Origin of the sequence: Dactylosporangium sp. CA-152071, assembly GCF_050936335.1 — a bacterium.
Taxonomy (GTDB): Bacteria; Actinomycetota; Actinomycetes; order Mycobacteriales; family Micromonosporaceae; genus Dactylosporangium; species Dactylosporangium maewongense.
On record NZ_JBNJMZ010000001.1, the window covers coordinates 6,796,625 to 6,813,291 of the forward strand.

The following is a 16,667-nucleotide window of genomic DNA, read 5'->3' on the forward strand; positions in this document are numbered from 1 at the left end:
ACCTGTCACACCCTGGTGGCAGGATGTCCGCCATGAGGGTGGCATCGGGATGACAGCGGCGGATGTGCTGCTCGCCGCGCTCGGCGCCGTCGCGCTGGGCGCCGGCCTGCTGGTCGTGACCACCCGCCACGTCGTGCGCGCCGGGCTCTGGCTCGTTGTGACGCTCGGCGCGGTGGCCGGGCTCTATCTCGTGCTGTCGGCCGAGCTGCTCGCCTGGGTGCAGGTGCTGCTCTATGTCGGCGCCGTCGTGGTCCTGCTGCTCTTCGCGGTGATGCTGACCCGCGCGCCGATCGGCGCCAGCGACGATCTCGACCGGGCCCGCTGGCCCGGCGCGCTCGTCGGCGCCGGCGCCGGCGCCGGGCTCGTGGTCCTGTTCGCCGACGCGTTCCACTGGAGCCGGGTCGGGCTGCCCGCGCCCGGCACCGCCGAGGCGATCGGCGGCGCGGTGTTCCGCACCTGGGTCCTGCCCTTCGAGCTGGTGTCGGTGCTGCTGCTGGCGGCGCTGGTCGGCGCGATCGTGGTGTCCCGGCCCGACATCAGCACCCGCTCCCGCTCCGACTCGCGGGGGCGCTGATGCATCCGGTCCTGCCGTTCACGATCGCGGCGCTGCTCTTCGCCATCGGCGTCTATGGCGTGATCGTCAGGCGCAATGCCGTCCTGCTGCTGATGGCGGTCGAGCTGCTGCTCAATGCCGTCAACCTGGTGTTCGTCACCGCCGACGCGACGATCCGGTCGGTCGTGCCGCACAGCGGCCAGTCCTTCACCCTGTTCGTCATCGTGCTCGCCGCCGCCGAGATCGGCGTGGGGCTCGCGCTGATTCTCCAGCTGTACCGGCTGCGCCGGTCCGTCGACGTCGAGGACCTGCCGCTCACCGAGGCCCCTGCACCCGACTCGGAGGTGGCGCGGTGAAGGCGGACCTGCTCGGGCTCGCGCTGCCCGCCGTCCCGCTCGCCGCCGGCCTGCTCGGGCTGCTCCTGCGGTATCAGCGCCGCGGCGTCGCGGCCGCGCTCGGCACCGGCGCCGCCGCGGCCGCCCTGGCCTGCGCCGTCGCCGTCGCCGTGCGGGGCCCGCGGCCGGCCGACGCCGGGCTCACCGTCGCGGAGTTCGGGCGGTTCTCCGTGCGGCTCGGCACCTGGCTCGACGGCCCGGCCGGCCTGGTCGCGGTCGCCGTCGGCGTCGTCGCGCTCTGCGTCCAGCTCTACTCGGTGGCCTACCTGCACGACGACGAGCGCTATGCGCCGTATGCCGCGCAGGTCAGCCTGTTCACCGGCGCGATGCTGCTCGTCGTCGTCTCCGGCGACCTGATCGCCCTGCTGGTCGGCTGGGAGATCATGGGCATCTGCTCCTACCTGCTGATCGGCCACGACCGCCGGCTCCCCGAGGCGCCCCGCGCCGCGGTCAAGGCGTTCCTCGTCACCCGCGTCGGCGACGTCGGCTTCCTGCTCGGCATCGTGCTGCTCGGGCTGCAGGCCCACAGCTTCCGCATCGCCGACATCTTCGCGGCGGACCTGCCGGCCGGCACCCTCACCGCCGCCTGCGTCCTGCTCCTCGCGGGCGTCGCCGGCAAGAGCGCCCAGTTCCCGCTGCACACCTGGCTGCCCGACGCCATGGCCGGCCCGACCCCGATCTCCGCCCTGATCCACGCCGCGACGATGGTCGCCGCCGGCGTCTATGTCGTCGCCCGGCTCCACCCGCTGTTCGAGCGCTCGGCCGCGGCCGTCACCGTCCTCGCGGTCATGGCGTCGATCACGATGCTGCTCGGCGCCCTCGCCGCCCTCGGGCAGGACGACATCAAGCGGGTCCTGGCCTGGTCGACGGTCAGCCAGCTGGGGTACATGACCGGCGCCCTCGCCGTCGGCGCCCCGGCCGCGGCCCTGTTCCACCTGCTCACGCACGCCGCCTTCAAGGCGCTGCTCTTCCTCGCGGCCGGCGCCGTCATCCACGCCGTCGGCACCAACCTCATGGCCGCCATGGGCGGGCTGCGGCCCCGCATGCCGGTGACCTTCTGGACCATGACCGCCGGCCTTGCCGCCCTCGCCGGTGTCCCACCCCTCGCCGGCTTCTGGAGCAAGGACTCGATCATCGAGGCCGCCTGGCACGCCGCCCACGACGAGACCGCCTCATCCCCGCTGCCCCGATGGGCGGCCTGGCTCGTGCTGGCCGCCGCCGCGCTCACCGTCCTGCTCACCGCGGCCTACGTGGTCCGCCTCTGGCGCCGCACGTTCTTCGGCGACGCCCGCACCGCCACCGCCCGCACCGCGCACGAGCCCCCGTGGGCGATGCGCGGCCCGCTCCTCGTCCTGGCAGTGCCGACGGTCCTGCTCGGCTTCGCCGGCCTGTCGGCCGCCTTCGCCACCCGCCTCGGCGGCGACGGGCCCATCGCCGAGGTGGGCGCCTTCGCGCTGATCCCGCTCGCCCTGCTGGTCGCGGGGGCCGCCCTCGCCTGGCGGCGCGACCCGGCCGCCGCCCTGCCCGACACCGCCGTCACCCGCCTGCTGGCCAACGCCTTCTACCTCGACGCCGTCCAGGACGCCCTGGTCACCCGCCCAGTCACCGCCCTGGCCCGCCTCGCCCGCCGCACCGACGAGTCCGCCGTCGACGGCGCCGTCGACGCCACGGGCACCGCCGCCACGACCACCGGCGGCCTCCTCACCCGGGCCCACACCGCCGGCCTGCCCCGCGCCGTCACCACCGTCCTGACCGGCGCCGCCCTGCTGACCGTGGTCATCGCCCTCGTCGTGGGGGTGTCCTGGTGACCCGGTCCCCGCTCCCGACCCCGCCGCCACCCGGCCCGTGTGTTCACGTCCGGGTTTGGTCGCCAGTGCGCTTTCCGGCCGTGCGGCGCGTCGGGCACCTGGTCCGGCCGTCGGTCTGCCAGTCTGCTGAGCCGCTACTCCGCAGCCAGGTCGAGGTGGCCCGTGCCGCCGCCGCTGCGCCGCCTCGTCTGGCCCTCGCCGGCGGCCGTGCTTCCCGTCGTGGTCGGCGCGGGGGTGTCTGCGGGAGCCCGGTATCGGTGGTCCGGCCGGCCTTCGCGGCGCCGCCTGCTGCCGGTCCGGCGGTGTCCCGTGCCGCTCGCCGGAATGTTCCAGCGGGCGCCGGACCGGTTGCCCGTCCGGCCCGCCCCTCGGCCGGGGCGCCCGCACGGCCCCAGCACACCGGGGGCACAGCCGCTGTCGTCGCACTTGTCGTGGGGGTGTCCTGGTGAGCGCCGATCAGGGTCTGCTCCTCGCGCTGCTGATCGTCCCGGCGATCGGGGCGCTCTTCGCGGCGGGCATGCCGGCGAGGCTCGACCGGGTCGCCCGCATCGGTGGCGCCGCCTTCGCCGCCGCGAACTGCGGCGTGGTCCTCGCGTTCCTGCCCGGCGGGGATCCGCCGTCGTCGGCGAGCGAGGTCCCGACGTTCGCGCCCATCAAGGCCAACCCCATCGCGCCGTGGGCCGAGATTGACCTGCCGTGGGCGCCCGACCTGAGCCTGCGGTTCCATCTCGGCATCGACGGCATCTCGTATCCGCTCGTGGCGCTCACGGCCGGGCTGACGATGCTCTGCTGCGCGTACTGCCTCTGGCGGGTGCCCGACCCCGGCCGCGGTCGGCTCCTCGTGGCGCTGCTGCTGGTCCTCGAGGTCGGCATCATCGGCGTGTTCCTCGCCCTCGACCTGGTGCTGTTCTTCGTGTTCTTCGAGGTCGTCCTCCTGCCGATGTACGCGGTCATCGCCGTCTGGGGCGGCCCCGACCGCCGCCGCGCCGCGCGCAAGTTCGTGCTGTACACGCTGTTCGGCTCGGTGCTGCTGCTCGTCGGCATCTTCACCGTCGTGTCGGCCGCCGGCACCGGTGACCTCGTCGCGCTGTCCGACCCGACGAGCACCCGGATGGGCGGCGGCGTGCAGCTGCTCGCGTTCGTGTTGCTCGCCGTGGCGTTCGCGGTCAAGAGCCCGCTCTGGCCGCTGCACACCTGGCTGCCCGCCGCGCACACCGAGGCGCCGACCGTCGGCTCGGTCATCCTCGCCGGCGTCCTGCTGAAGATGGGCACCTACGGCCTGCTCCGCGTCGCCGTCGGCGTCGCGCCGGAGGCCGCCGCCCGCAGCGCGCCGGTCCTCGGGATCCTCGCGACCGCCGCCATCATCGTCGGGGGCCTCGTGTGCCTCGCCCAGACGGAGCTCAAGCGCCTCATCGCGTATTCCTCCGTCGGCCACATGGGCTTCGTCCTCCTCGGCGTCGCCACCCTCACCACGACCGGCTTCCAGGCCGCCCTCATCGGCAACATCGCCCACGGCGTCATCACCGGCCTGCTGTTCTTCGTGGCGGGCGGCATCAAGGACCGCACGCACACCGGCGACCTCGCCCAGCTCGGCGGGCTGCGGGAGACCGCGCCGGCGCTCAGCGGCGTTCTCGCGTTCGCCGCCATCGCGTCCCTCGGGCTGCCCGGCCTCGCCGGCTTCTGGGGTGAGGCGTTCGCGGTCGTCGCCGCCTTCGAGCGCGGCGGCCCCCTCTGGACCACCCTCGGCGTCGTCGCGGCCATCGGCGCCGCCCTCGCCGCCGCGTACTTCCTGCGCCTGCTCCGCCGCGTCACCCACGGCGCCGCGACGCCACCGGTCACCGCGCTCACCACGACCGCGACCGGCCGCCTCCGACCGGGCGAACTGGTCGCCTGGTCCCCGCTGATCGTCCTCACCCTCGCCATCGGCGTGGTCCCGATGGGCGTCCTGTTCTTCTCCGCCGGCGCCGCCGACGCCCTGGCAGGCGTGATCACCCGATGACGCCTTCCACGCGCCGCGCCGCACTCCGGGCCACCGCACCCGTGGCCGCCCGTCCACCCGGCCCACGCCCCGACCACGTGCCCGGTTCGGCGGCCTGGGCTCTGCCTGGCCCGGAGTCCGGGTTCGCGCCCGGGCCGGTGGGCCGTGAGCCTGTCAGGGAGGTCGGGCGATGACGATCGACCAGATCGCGCTCCTGCCGACGTACGTCGCCGCCGCCACCGCGGTCCTCGTGCTGCTCGCCGACCTGGTCGCGCCGGGCAGGCTGGGCGCGGTCGTGGGGACGACGGCGTTCGGGATGGTGGCGACCGCGGGCACCGCCATCGGGGTCGGGCTGGGGCTCGGTGACGCCGGCCGGCGGACCGCGTTCTGCGTCGGGCCCGACCAGTGCTCGCTGGTGGCGGACCCGGCCGCCGCAGCCGTCGGTGCCGCGTTCGCGATCCTGGCGCTCGGCGCGGTGGCGCTGTCGCTGCCGGTGCTGCGGACGGGTGAGGTGCCCGTCGGCGAGTACTGCTTCCTGCTCGCCTGCTCGCTGACCGGCGCGGTCGTCCTCGGCGGAGCCCGCGACCTGATCACGCTGATCGTGGCGCTCGAGACGCTCACCCTGCCGCTGTACCTGCTGGTCGGCATCAGGCGCGGCGCCACCGCCGGGGCGTCGGCGGCGGTCACGTTCTTCGTGGTCAGCGTCGTGTCGACGGCGGTGGCGCTGCTCGGGGCCGCCCTCGTGTACACGGCGACCGGCGGCGTGCACCTCGCCGACATCGCCCGGGCGGACCTCGCCGTGCCCGAGCTGCGCCCGCTGCTGAAGGTCGGCATGGTGCTGCTGCTGGCGGGGCTGGCGTTCAAGGTCGCCGCCGTGCCCGCGCACGCCTGGGCGCCGGCCACGTACGACGGCGCCCCGCTGCCGGTCGCCGCGTACCTGTCGACCGCCTCGAAGCTCGGTGGGGTTGTCGCGCTGCTGCTGGTCGGTGTGCTGGCCGGCGGTCCGGTCCTCGCCACGTCGGGGCTGACGCTCGCGGTGATCGCCGTGCTCAGCATGACGGTCGGCAACCTCGTCGCCCTCCGGCAGCGGCGCATGGTGCGGCTGCTCGCCTGGTCGTCGGTGGCCCAGGCGGGCTACGTGCTGGCCCCGCTCGGCGCGCTCCTGGCGACCGGCGGCCGCACCACCGAGGCGGTCGCGCTCGCCGTCACCGCGACCGTCGCGTACGCCCTCTTCTACGTCATCCTCGAGTTCTCGGCGTTCGCCGCCGTCGTCGCGGTCCGGGGCAGTGCCGACGGTGGTGAGATCGCCGACTACCGGGGGCTCGCCCGCCGCTCGCCGTGGCTGACGGCGGTCCTCGTGATCGCGTTGACGGGCCTCGCAGGGCTGCCGCCGGGCCTGGCCGGCCTGTTCGCCAAGGTCGCCGTGGTGCGATCCCTGCTCGGCGGTGACGCGGCGTGGCTGGCGATCGTCGTCGCGATCAACGCGGTCATCGGCCTCGCGTACTACATCCGGGTCGTCGCGAGCCTGTTCTCTGGTTCCGCGGAACCAGCGACCGTGACGGCCGTCACAGCCGCGACGACCGCGACCACTGCGGGCGCACCGGCGCCCGCCACAACCACGACCACGGTGACCGCGCCGGCACCGGCCATCGCAGCGGTCATGGCCCCAGGCGCGGCGCCGGTGCGCGCCGGGTGGCCGGTCGCCGCGGCGGTCGGGGTCGCCGCCGTGCTCGCGGTGCTGGTCGGGCTGGCGCCGCAGGGAGTGCTCGAGCTGGCAGCGTTCTTCACCCCATGAGGCACTGCATGAGGCTCGGACGAGACGTTCAGCCAGCTCACAGCCGGCGTAGGGAAGGGGCACGGCCGACCGGGGTGTTGTAGATGGTATGCAGCACAGGCATCTCAACGGTCTCAAGACGGCGGCTCTCCTGGGGCTGCTGACCTCGCTGATCCTGCTCGTCGGCTATTGGCTCGGTGGTAGCACCGGCCTGGTCGTCGCCGTGTTCCTGTCGCTCGGCATGAACGCGTTCAGCTACTTCTTCTCCGACAAGCTGTCCCTGCGTGCGATGAACGCCCAGCCTGTCACGGAGGCCCAGGCGCCCGAGCTCTACGCCATCGTCCGGGAGCTCGCGACGTCCGCCGGGCAGCCCATGCCCAGGCTGTACATCAGCCCGACGGCGCAACCGAACGCCTTCGCCACCGGGCGCAGCCCACGGCACGCGGCGGTCGCCGTCACGCAGGGCATCCTCGGCATCCTCACCCCGCGCGAGCTGCGCGGCGTGATCGGACATGAGCTGTCACACGTGTACAACCGCGACATCCTCATCTCCAGCGTCGCCGGCGCGCTCGGCGGCATGATCACCATGCTGGCGCAGCTGGCGATCTTCCTGCCGATCGGGGGCTCGTCGAGCGACGACGACGGTCCGGGCATCGGCGGCCTGCTGCTGATGCTGATCCTCGGCCCGCTCGCCGCGACCGTGATCCAGCTCGCCATCAGCCGTAGCCGTGAGTACCAGGCGGACGAGTCGGGCGCCCGGCTCACCACGGACCCGCTCGCCCTGGCCAGCGCCCTGCGCAAGATCCATCGCGGTACGCAGGCCCTGCCGCTGCCGGCCGACGGTCAGCTCGCCAGCCAGGCCCACCTGATGATCGACAACCCGCTGCGGAGCGGGGGCATCGCATCGCTGTTCTCGACCCACCCGCCGATGGAGCAGCGGATCGCCAGGCTGGAGCAGATGGCGGGTGTCACGCGCCGCTGACGCAAATTCCTGAACGGGTGACCGGAGCCTGCCGTTAGGATCGGCAGGCTCTTCACCCGTTACCGGCAGGAAATGAGGCAGTGCGTTGCGGCAGTACGCGGCGGTTTGGCGGCTCCCCGGCGCACCGGTCCTCCTGGTCGTCGGCGTGATCGCCAGGCTCGGCATCGGCATGGTCTCGCTGTCGCTGCTGCTGCTCCTGCAGCAGACGACCGGCCGGTACGCGCAGGCGGCCGCCGCCTGCGCCGTCTACGCCCTCGCGGGCGCCGCGGCCAGCCCGATCGCCGGACGGCTCGCCGACCGGGTCGGTCCCGGACCGGTCCTGCTCGTCACCGGCATCGCCCACCCGCTCGCCCTCGCGGCGCTGATCGTGGTCGCGCTCCGGCATTCGCCGATGCCGTTCGTCGTCGGTACAGCGGTGCTGGCCGGCGCCACGTTCCCGCCGCTGACGGCCGCGGTGCGCGGTACGTGGAACGCGCTGACCGCCGAACTGCCACACGTTCGGGTGACGGCGCTCGCGGCCGAGACGGCGCTGTTCGAGGTCGTCTTCGTGGCCGGGCCGATGCTGGTCGCGCTGTGCGTCGTGCTGTGGCAGCCCGCGGTCGCGCTCGGCGCCGCCGCCGGCGTCACGCTCCTCGGCACACTGACCGTCGCCCGGGGCCGGGCCATCCGGTCCTGGCGCCGCCACGCGGACCACACCAACGCCAAGGGCCTCGGCCCGCTGCGGGTCCCCGGCTTCGTGCCGCTGCTGGTGACCGCGTTCGGCCTCGGGTTCGCGTTCGGCGGGGTCGGGGTCGCGGTGCCGGCGTACGCCACCGCGTACGTCGAGCACGACCCGGCCGGCGTCGGCGGGCTGCTGCTCGGGGTGTGGGGCATCGGCAGCGCCGTGAGCGGCTTCTACTTCGGCACGCGCCCGCCGGGGCGCCTCGGCTGGCTGCTCGGCGGGGTCTCCGCCAGCATCCTGATCCTGGCCGCGATGCCCAGCGCGCTGGCGCTCGGCATCGCACTCGTGCTCGGCGGCGCGACCATCGCCCCGGCCCTCACCGTGCAGAACTCGCTCGTCGGGCAGATCGTGCCCGGATCGATGCTGAACGAGGCGTACACCTGGCTGGTGACCGTCTCCGTGGCGTCCAGCGCCGCCGGCGTCGCCGCGATGGGACTCGTCGTCGACCGCCCCGGCGGCGTCGTCTGGGCGTTTCTGCTGGCGGGCACCGCTGTCGCGTTCGGCGCCCTGGTGGCGGCCAACCCGCGCGGCGCGATCGCGCGGGCCGCCACGCAGACGTCACTCACATGAGTGATGCCAGGAGCACGTCCGTGTATGGTCCAGCCTCATGGCATTGCCGATCCACGCCGTGCTGGCAGACCCCGATCATCGGGAGAAGGCCGACACCGAGATCTGTGACACCGACAGTTTCGTGCTGATCCGGGCCGAGGAGACCGCGGAGCGCCCCGAGCGGCGCCCGCCGGCCCGCCAGGACTGAGCCGTCACCGGTAGTTGGTGAACTGCAGCGCGATCCCGAAGTCCTCGCCCTTGAGCAGCGTGATGACCGCCTGCAGGTCGTCCTTCTTCTTGCCGGTCACGCGCAGCTGATCGCCCTGGATCTGCGCCTGGACGCCCTTGGGCCCCTCGTCGCGGATCTTCTTGGAGATCGCCTTCGCCTTCTCCGACTCGATGCCCTGCACGATCTTCGCGTCGATCTTGTACGTCTTGCCGGACGCGCGCGGCTCGCCCGCGTCCAGCGACTTGAGCGAGATGTTGCGCTTGACCAGCTTCTCCTTGAAGACCTCGAGCGCCGCGACCACGCGCTCCTCGGTCTCCGCCTGGAGGCTGACCGTCTCCTCCCCGGCCCACTTGATCTCAGCGCCGGTGCCGCGGAAGTCGAACCGCTGCCCCAACTCCTTGTCGGCCTGGTTGAGCGCGTTGTCGACCTCCTGCCGGTCGACCTTGCTGACGATGTCGAACGAGGGTGCCGAAGCCATGGCAGCTGCTCCTGAGGTGCGGTCGATTGGCGGTATGGGCGTGCCGAGGGTACCCGTTTGCATTGCCCCCGGGGCGTACCGCTATTCTTGCTTCCGCCAGGCGGGTTGCCCGAGCGGCCAATGGGAGCGGACTGTAAATCCGTCGCGAAAGCTACAGAGGTTCGAATCCTCTACCCGCCACTGGCAAGACAGCACGGCCCCGGACCGGGGGTGACTCTGGTCCGGGGCCGTTCTCGTTCCGGCGGCCCTCCCCAGACCTGTAGGCAAGCTACCGGTTGAGCCTGCTCCCGAAGCTCCGAAAATTGTCGTACATGCGTTCTAAGATGTACCCATGAATGAGCGGCAGTGGTGGAACGGGCGGTGGTCCCGGCTCGTGCGGCGGGACGTCTTCGTGCGCAACGCGGCCGGCGGTCGGTGGCAGGTGGAGCTCCGGCGCGGCGGCCCCGACGGGCGGCTCCGGGTCCGGTCGTTCGACTCCGAGCGGGATGCGGTCGGCTGGGTCGAGTCCGCGGTCCTTGCCGACGATCCCGAAGCCGGTTGGCGTGAGATGCGCGACGAGGCCCCCCGTCTCCCGTCCGTCAGGGGACGAAAGATGGGCAGGTCTGACTCCCGGCGTCGCGAAAAAGTTGCCAGGGATTTAGATCAGGCGGGCTGATGTAGCCGGATCGCCACTATCGGAATCGGCCGAAAGGTCGATTCTTCCGTGGTGGCGCTTCATCCTGGCCCTCGCACTGTTGGATCAGACGTTGGCTGTGGCAGGATCGTGGGTATCCATACGGGACCCTGATGTCACTGCGATCGCATGGGAGCGACAGATGCGAGAGACGACGCCTGGCCGTTGGATGACACGGTTCGCGGTGATGATCGGCGCTGGCGTGGTTGCGCTCGGTGTCTCGGCCGGTGCAGCGCATGCGAGCACGGACAGTGAGGGATCTGTGGTGAGACTGGTGAGCGTTCTGCGCGCCATCCAGCCGCAGGCTGCCCCGCCGGTGGTCGAGCCGATCTTTGTCACTGAAGGCTGGGACTGGAGCTAGCCGGCCCGCCCGCGTCGCGGACGGTGTGATGCACCAGGCTCCATGCCCGAAAGGTAGGGGAATGGGTGCCGGCTCCAAAGGTTCCGATCAGCCGCTCTGAGGTCCACTCGTGGCTGATCACGGCTCCCCTGTTCGTCCTGGGGGTCCTGCTCTCGCTCCCCATCCTGCTCTCCGACCGGCCGTCACACGTCGGGCACCACTACGGTCACGCGCTGGCGCTGCTGGCCCTCGCGACCCTCGCCACGCCGCTCGAGCTCCGCTTCGACATCAGGCGGCAGGGCCTGAGCACCAAGATGAACGAGATCCCGCTCATCCTGGCGCTGTACTACCTCTCGCCGTGGCTCGTCCTGGCGGTGCGGGTGACGGCCGGGCTGGTGTGGAACGTCTTCGGTGCGCGGTTCAGCTGGCACAAGGTCGCCTTCAACGCCGCCAGCCACTTCGCCGGCACCGCGACGGCCAACCTGATCGTGTTCCAGTTCGGGCTGCACGGCGGCGGCTCGCCGCTGACGTGGCTGGTGCTCGGCATGGCCATCCTCGCGGGCAACGTGGTCACCCTGGCTGCCATCGCGGGCGTCATGGTGCTGCTGCAGGGCGTCGGCCAGCTGCCGCAGTTCCTGAAGTCGTCGGTCCCCGGATTCGCCGTGATGGGCGTCAACATCGTCCTGGGCCTGGTCATGCTGCTCGCCCTGGTCGCCAGCGACTGGGGTGCGCTGCTGCTGGTCGCACTGGCGATCGTGCTGTTCATTCTGTATCGCTCCTACACGCAGTTCTTCCGGCAGCACCGCAACCTCACCGAGATCTATGCGTTGACGCGTGAGATCGCCGCGACCAACCACGACGGCACGCTGCCGGACGTGCTGCTCGGCCGGGTGCGGGCGCTGCTGACCGCGGACTCGGCGACGCTCTGGCTGCCGCGGCACGGGCGCCATCACGAGATGCTGCTGTCGTCCAGGTTCGACTACCAGGGGCTGCTGGACAGCGCCCCGACACCGGACCTGTTCCGGCAGCTGGCGATGCGCACCGGGCAGACCGTCGTCGCCGGGCCCAGGGCCGGCGGGCCGGAGCTGCAGTCCGCGCTGCAAGAGGCGCAGGTCAAGGACATCATCGTCGTGCCGCTGCGCTCCAGCGGCGTCGCGATCGGCACGCTGGAGGTCGCCGGCCGACTCGGCGACAAGGTGCTCTTCGGCAAAGAAGACGTGCAGCTGCTGGAAACGGTGTCGCTGCAGGTCGGCGCGGCGGTCGAGAACAGCCGCCTGGTCGACCGGCTCCAGTTCGACGCCAACCACGACGCGCTCACCGGCCTGGCCAACCGGCGCCGGATGCTCACCGCGTTGGGCGAGGCGATGACCGGCCGGGGACCGCGCGAGGTCGTCGCCGTGCTGCTGTTCGACGTCGTCGCGCTGCGCGAGGTCAATGAGTCGCTGGGGCATGACGCCGGCGACCAGGTGCTGATCCAGGTCGCGAAGCGGCTGCGTGGGCTGGCGCCGCAGGGTGCGCTGGTGGCTCGGGTCGGCGGCGACGAGTTCGCGGTCGAGCTGCGCACGGCCAGTGCCGAGGCGGCCGCGGCGGTTGCCGACACGCTGCGGGCGGGGCTGCGCGACCGGATGGTCATCGACTCGCTCACGATCGACGTCGACACCAACGTCGGTGTGTCGATCTACCCGGACCACGGCTCGGAGCCCGAGGCGCTGCTGCAGCGGGCCGTGGTGGCCACATCGGTGGCGAAGTCGCGCGGGATCGTCCAGCTGTTCAACGCCGGCCTGCAGTCGCGCTCTGTGCGGCGCGTCGGGCTGGCCGCGGACCTGGATGCCGCGCTCAACACCGGCGAGCTGGAGGTCTACTTCCAGCCCAAGGTGTCGCTCAAGGACCGCCGGCTGGTCGGGGTGGAGTGCCTGGCCCGCTGGGAGCATCCGGTGCACGGTCAGGTGGCGCCGCCGGACTTCGTCGCGGTCGCGGAGCACACCGGTCAGCTCGCCCGGCTCAACAGTGTGGTCCTCAAAGAAGGCATCCGCAGGGCCCGTGAATGGGCCGACGCCGGGCGTTCGCTCACCGTGGCGGTCAACATCTCGGTCCGCACCCTGGGCGACGCAGACTTCCCGTTACAGGTGTCGGAGCTGCTCGAGGAGCACGGCGTGCCGGCCGAGCGGATCATCCTGGAGCTCTCCGAGCAGGAGCTGCTCGGCAGCGGCCGCAGCGTTCCCGCCCTGAAGCGCCTGCGCGAGCTGGGCGTGCTGCTGTCCGTCGACGACTTCGGCGCGGGCCGGTCGTCGTTCGCGGACCTCAGCCGCCTGCCGGTGCAGGAGGTCAAGATCGACCGCGCGTTCGTGCAGGGCATGGCGACCGACACCGCGGATCTCGCGATCGTGCGGACCGTTGTCGACATGGCCCGCCACTTCGGGCTCGCCGTGGTCGCCGAAGGCGTTGAGAGCGAGCTCACACTCGGGCTGCTCGAGGACATGTACTGCGACATGGGTCAGGGCTTCCTGTTCAGCCGCGCACTGCCCTACGAGCGCTTCGAGTCCTGGCTCCAGATCCAGGCCGACGCCGACCCCACCGTCCCACCCGCGGGCGAGGTCCGCTGGCTCCGCGCCGTGCCGTAGCCCCACTCCAGCCGCCGAGCTCCGTGCCCTGCGATGCGCCGTAGGCCCGCCAACCGATCCGGCGGGGCGACACGGGCGGGCGGCTGGGCTGGGCGACGCGGCGGGGTGATGTGGCAGAGCGACGCGGCTCCGGCGCGGTGGTCACCGGGCGTGGACGTGCCGGGCGTAGGGCGTGCCGGCGGACGTTGCCTCTAGAGGCCCCTGTGCCTCTCGGAGAGGCCCGAGCGGTTCCGCGACATGCGGGAACCAAGGGTCCCGGTCGTCCGCCGACCTCCCGGCCGAATCGTCACCCGGCGGCGCGCCCCGGTGCAGTGGGTTCGCGGCGACACACGAAGCAGCGCCCTGGACCGGGGCTGCGCGACGTTCAGGCCGGTGCGGCAGGCAGTGATGCTGGACGGTGGCGCATCCGCGAGAAGGTGGTGACGTGGCCCACTCGGCGAGTGCGGGAAGGGTCGGCCGAAGCGGGGAGACACGCCGGAGGCAGGGGGCACAAGCTGGGCAAACACCACTTCGGGGAACTCGATTTCGTGCCACGGCGAGGGCCGTGTACGCTTAGCGAGCGCATGTGCGGGATCGCACTTGATGCGCCCCCTTAGCTCAGTCGGCAGAGCGTCTCCATGGTAAGGAGAAGGTCTACGGTTCGATTCCGTAAGGGGGCTCGAGAGACCGGGCTTGAGTCATCGAGTCCGCCGCGGCGGTGTAGCTCAGATGGTAGAGCAAGCGGCTCATAATCGCTGTGTCGCCGGTTCAAGTCCGGCCACCGCTACAGACGCACCACAGAGGTCGTCCGATTCGGCGACTGCCAGTGTGAGCCGCTATGCTCGTTCGCTGGACCTGAACCCCGCTCTGAAGGAAGGCACTTCGCCATGGCCAAGGCGACCGACGTTCGTCCGAAGATCACGCTGGCGTGCACGGAGTGCAAAGAGCGGAACTACATCACGAAGAAGAACCGCCGTAACGACCCGGACCGCATCGAGCTGAAGAAGTTCTGCCCCCGGGACGGCAAGCACACCGTGCACCGCGAGACGCGGTAACCAGTCTCAGGAACGAAGGAACAAAGCCCCGGCCCACGGCCGGGGCTTTTTCGTGTCAGCGGTAAGTTGCACACCATGCCGTTGGATCAGTCGTACATGGGTCGGGTGTTTCCGCCGACCCCGCCATACGAGGTCGCCCGGGAGAAGATCCGGGAGTTCGCCGACGCGGTGAGCGCCAGCGACCCGGTGCACCGGGATCTCGCCGAGGCGCGCGCCAAGGGCTACAAGGACGTGATCGCCCCGCCCACGTTCGCGATCATCCTGAGTCAGAACGCCGGGCAGCAGTTGGTCGAGGACCAGGCGTTCGGGTTGGACTACAGCCGGGTGGTGCACGGCGGGCAGACGTTCCGCTACGAGCGGCCGATCGTCGCCGGCGACCATCTGGTGACGGTGATGGCGGTGGAGGAGATCAGCAGCCGCGCCGGGCACGCGTTCCTGACGACCAGGCACGAGGTGTCGACCGTCGAGGGCGAGCTCGTCGTGACGATCTGGACCCGGCTCGTGGTCCGTGGGGAGGGCTGAGATGCAGGTCGGCACCGTTTTCCCGCCGCAGACGTTCCAGGTGACCCGCGCCGATCTGGTGCGGTATGCGGGGGCCTCCGGCGACTTCAACCCGATCCACTGGAGCGACCGCGTCGCGACCTCGGTCGGGCTGCCGGGTGTCATCGCGCACGGCATGCTGACGATGGCCCTGGCGGGACAGGCGGTTGCCTGCTGGGTGGGTGGCACCGCGTCGATCGTCGAGTACTCCACCCGGTTCGCCAACCCGGTGGTGGTCCCGGACGACGACAAAGGCACCGAGATCGTGGTGAGCGGCGTCGTGAAGCGGGTAGCGGAGGATGGTGTCGCGCAGATCGACATCACCGCCACGTGCAACGGCGACAAGATTCTTGGTGCCGCAAAAGCCCTGGTCAGGGCATAGAGAGCGACTCGGTGGAGGGGGGTGGTTGGGATATCCCACCCGAACCCGTACACTGGTCGCCCGTGGGGTGAGCAACCTCTCGGCACCCTCTGAAGAGGGGTCCGGGAGGCGCGATCACCACGAAGGGGTGTGGCGCAATTGGCAGCGCAGCGGTCTCCAAAACCGCAGGTTGCAGGTTCAAGTCCTGTCGCCCCTGCGCCGAAGGCCTGACCTGGGTCTGGGGTGCCCGATCCGCCGATCGGGTCGGACCTCCAGCGGTCACGGGTTGGTCCCGCCGAGTGCCGCCGGCTCATCGCCGGTGGCCCTGGTCGGGCGGATCCGCGGGCCACTCATCGGACCGAGCACTCGCGAGATCACGGAAGAGGGCGAAAGTGGCCGAACGCAGGCGACGCGGGACCGACCCCGCCGACGATCGCCGTGACGAGGAGCTCAGCGCCGAGGACGCGGCCATCGAGGAGGAGTTCGCCGATGAGCTCGACGAGCTCGACGGCGACCTTGACGATGACGTGGACGCCGATGACGACGACGCGGACGGCAAGACGGTCCTGACGAAGTCCAAGGACGCGAAGGCCAAGTCCAAGGACGTCAAAGAGACGGACAAGAAGAAGACCAAGGTCAAAGAGGGCAGCTCGAACAACATCTTCGCGCGGCTCATCAACTTCGTCCGCGAGGTTGTCGCCGAACTGCGTAAGGTGATCTGGCCGACCCGCAAAGAGCTGACCACTTACACGGTGGTTGTCGTCGTGTTCGTGATCGTGATGCTGACGATCGTGGGTGGCCTCGACTACCTGCTCGCCAAGGGCGTCCTCTGGGCCTTCGGCAACAAAGCGGAGTAGTCCACAGCGGACCGGCCGCAGATGCGAAGACTTGACAGACGGAAGTGAGCAGCGTGCAGGAATTCGACGAGACCGCCTCAACCGACGACGAGCAGCACGAGGAAACGTCGACGGTGATGACGGCCTCCACGCCCAGCACGGCCCCCGAGCCGGCAGGGGCGGCGGCCGACGCCGAGGACCCCGTCGCCGAGCTGCGTGCCGCACTGCGATTCGCGCCCGGTGACTGGTTCGTGGTGCACTCCTACGCCGGGTATGAGAACAAGGTCAAGACGAATCTCGAGACCCGTATCACGAGCCTCGACATGGAAGAGTTCATCTACCAGGTCGAGGTCCCGACTCGTGAAGAGGTCGAGATCAAGAACGGCAAGCGCACCCAGGTGCAGAACAAGGTCTTCCCCGGCTACATCCTCGTCCGGATGGAGCTGACGGCGGAGTCCTACTCGTGCGTGCGCAACACGCCCGGCGTGACCGGCTTCGTCGGCGCGACCGACCGGGCCGACCGGCCGGCGCCGCTGTCGCTGGACGAGGTCCTCAAGTGGCTCGCGCCGGTGGTGCAGCAGGAGGGCAAGAAGGCCGGCAAGCCCGAGGTCAAGGTCCTCGACTTCGAGGTCGGCGACTCGGTCACCGTCACCGACGGCGCGTTCGCCTCGCTGCAGGCCACGATCAGCGAGATCAACGCCGATCAGCAGAAGCTCAAGGTCCTGGTCTCGATCTTCGGCCGGGAGACCCCGGTCGAGCTCAACTTCAACCAGGTCACGAAGATCTAATTCGTCT

16 protein-coding genes, 4 tRNA genes and 1 pseudogene are annotated in these 16,667 nt (G+C 71.2%); 20 read left to right on the top strand and 1 reads right to left on the bottom strand.

Annotation, left to right across the window (positions count from 1 at the left end; translation table 11 throughout):
• Window positions 1-49 precede the first annotated feature (49 nt).
• From ACQEVZ_RS30565 to ACQEVZ_RS30600, 8 genes are all read left to right on the top strand, one after another.
• Window positions 50-574, top strand: a complete 525-nt coding sequence (locus ACQEVZ_RS30565) for an NADH-quinone oxidoreductase subunit J family protein (protein ID WP_344501863.1) — start codon at window positions 50-52, stop codon at window positions 572-574.
• Window positions 574-909, top strand: coding sequence for an NADH-quinone oxidoreductase subunit NuoK (gene nuoK, locus ACQEVZ_RS30570; RefSeq protein WP_344501862.1), 336 nt, complete (start codon window positions 574-576; stop codon window positions 907-909). The genes ACQEVZ_RS30565 and nuoK overlap by 1 nt, the downstream gene beginning before the upstream one ends.
• Complete coding sequence (locus ACQEVZ_RS30575) at window positions 906-2,756, top strand: NADH-quinone oxidoreductase subunit 5 family protein (protein ID WP_433372898.1); 1,851 nt, start codon at window positions 906-908, stop codon at window positions 2,754-2,756. Before nuoK ends, ACQEVZ_RS30575 begins: the two co-directional genes overlap by 4 nt.
• A gap of 445 nt (window positions 2,757-3,201) precedes the next feature.
• Complete coding sequence (locus tag ACQEVZ_RS30580; RefSeq protein WP_433372901.1) at window positions 3,202-4,755, top strand: complex I subunit 4 family protein; 1,554 nt, start codon at window positions 3,202-3,204, stop codon at window positions 4,753-4,755.
• 169 nt (window positions 4,756-4,924) lie between these two features.
• Window positions 4,925-6,529 carry an NADH-quinone oxidoreductase subunit N gene (locus ACQEVZ_RS30585; protein ID WP_433372904.1) on the top strand — a complete coding sequence of 535 codons (1,605 nt, stop codon included), beginning with the start codon at window positions 4,925-4,927 and terminating at the stop codon, window positions 6,527-6,529.
• 88 nt (window positions 6,530-6,617) lie between these two features.
• On the top strand, window positions 6,618-7,490 hold the full coding sequence (gene htpX / locus ACQEVZ_RS30590) for a zinc metalloprotease HtpX (protein WP_344501858.1): 873 nt from the start codon (window positions 6,618-6,620) through the stop codon (window positions 7,488-7,490).
• 85 nt (window positions 7,491-7,575) lie between these two features.
• Complete coding sequence (locus ACQEVZ_RS30595) at window positions 7,576-8,781, top strand: MFS transporter (protein WP_433372907.1); 1,206 nt, start codon at window positions 7,576-7,578, stop codon at window positions 8,779-8,781.
• 37 nt (window positions 8,782-8,818) lie between these two features.
• The gene (locus ACQEVZ_RS30600; RefSeq protein WP_344501856.1) at window positions 8,819-8,968 is read left to right on the top strand and encodes a hypothetical protein; all 150 of its coding nucleotides are present in this window, start codon (window positions 8,819-8,821) and stop codon (window positions 8,966-8,968) included.
• 4 nt (window positions 8,969-8,972) lie between these two features.
• On the opposite strand, the gene ACQEVZ_RS30605 is transcribed toward ACQEVZ_RS30600, so the two are convergent.
• On the bottom strand, window positions 8,973-9,467 hold the full coding sequence (locus ACQEVZ_RS30605; protein WP_433372912.1) for a YajQ family cyclic di-GMP-binding protein: 495 nt from the start codon (window positions 9,465-9,467) through the stop codon (window positions 8,973-8,975).
• Window positions 9,468-9,566: 99 nt separating this feature from the next.
• On the opposite strand from ACQEVZ_RS30605, the gene ACQEVZ_RS30610 reads away from it, so the two are divergent.
• From ACQEVZ_RS30610 to nusG, 12 genes and pseudogenes are all read left to right on the top strand, one after another.
• Window positions 9,567-9,647: transfer RNA gene (locus ACQEVZ_RS30610), tRNA-Tyr, on the top strand.
• Between the two features lie 151 nt (window positions 9,648-9,798).
• Window positions 9,799-10,122: a hypothetical protein gene (locus ACQEVZ_RS30615; RefSeq protein WP_433372915.1), complete on the top strand. Its 324-nt coding sequence runs from the start codon at window positions 9,799-9,801 to the stop codon at window positions 10,120-10,122.
• A 160-nt stretch (window positions 10,123-10,282) separates the two neighbouring features.
• Entirely contained in the window at window positions 10,283-10,501 is a 219-nt protein-coding gene (locus tag ACQEVZ_RS30620; RefSeq protein WP_433372918.1) for a hypothetical protein, read from the top strand.
• 65 nt (window positions 10,502-10,566) lie between these two features.
• Window positions 10,567-13,101 (top strand): putative bifunctional diguanylate cyclase/phosphodiesterase, encoded by a 2,535-nt coding sequence (locus tag ACQEVZ_RS30625; protein ID WP_433372921.1) that lies wholly within the window; start codon window positions 10,567-10,569, stop codon window positions 13,099-13,101.
• A 586-nt stretch (window positions 13,102-13,687) separates the two neighbouring features.
• A tRNA-Thr gene (locus ACQEVZ_RS30630) sits at window positions 13,688-13,760 on the top strand.
• 34 nt (window positions 13,761-13,794) lie between these two features.
• Window positions 13,795-13,867, top strand: a tRNA-Met gene (locus ACQEVZ_RS30635).
• A 100-nt stretch (window positions 13,868-13,967) separates the two neighbouring features.
• Complete coding sequence (gene rpmG / locus ACQEVZ_RS30640; protein ID WP_033357682.1) at window positions 13,968-14,135, top strand: 50S ribosomal protein L33; 168 nt, start codon at window positions 13,968-13,970, stop codon at window positions 14,133-14,135.
• A 75-nt stretch (window positions 14,136-14,210) separates the two neighbouring features.
• Window positions 14,211-14,657: an FAS1-like dehydratase domain-containing protein gene (locus ACQEVZ_RS30645; protein WP_344501851.1), complete on the top strand. Its 447-nt coding sequence runs from the start codon at window positions 14,211-14,213 to the stop codon at window positions 14,655-14,657.
• 1 nt (window position 14,658) lies between these two features.
• Entirely contained in the window at window positions 14,659-15,057 is a 399-nt protein-coding gene (locus ACQEVZ_RS30650; protein ID WP_344501850.1) for a MaoC family dehydratase, read from the top strand.
• Window positions 15,058-15,180: 123 nt separating this feature from the next.
• A tRNA-Trp gene (locus ACQEVZ_RS30655) sits at window positions 15,181-15,253 on the top strand.
• A 175-nt stretch (window positions 15,254-15,428) separates the two neighbouring features.
• Entirely contained in the window at window positions 15,429-15,893 is a 465-nt protein-coding gene (gene secE, locus ACQEVZ_RS30660) for a preprotein translocase subunit SecE (RefSeq protein ID WP_344501849.1), read from the top strand.
• A gap of 167 nt (window positions 15,894-16,060) precedes the next feature.
• A pseudogene (gene nusG / locus ACQEVZ_RS30665) lies at window positions 16,061-16,660 on the top strand (transcription termination/antitermination protein NusG); the annotation flags it as partial.
• Window positions 16,661-16,667 lie beyond the last annotated feature (7 nt).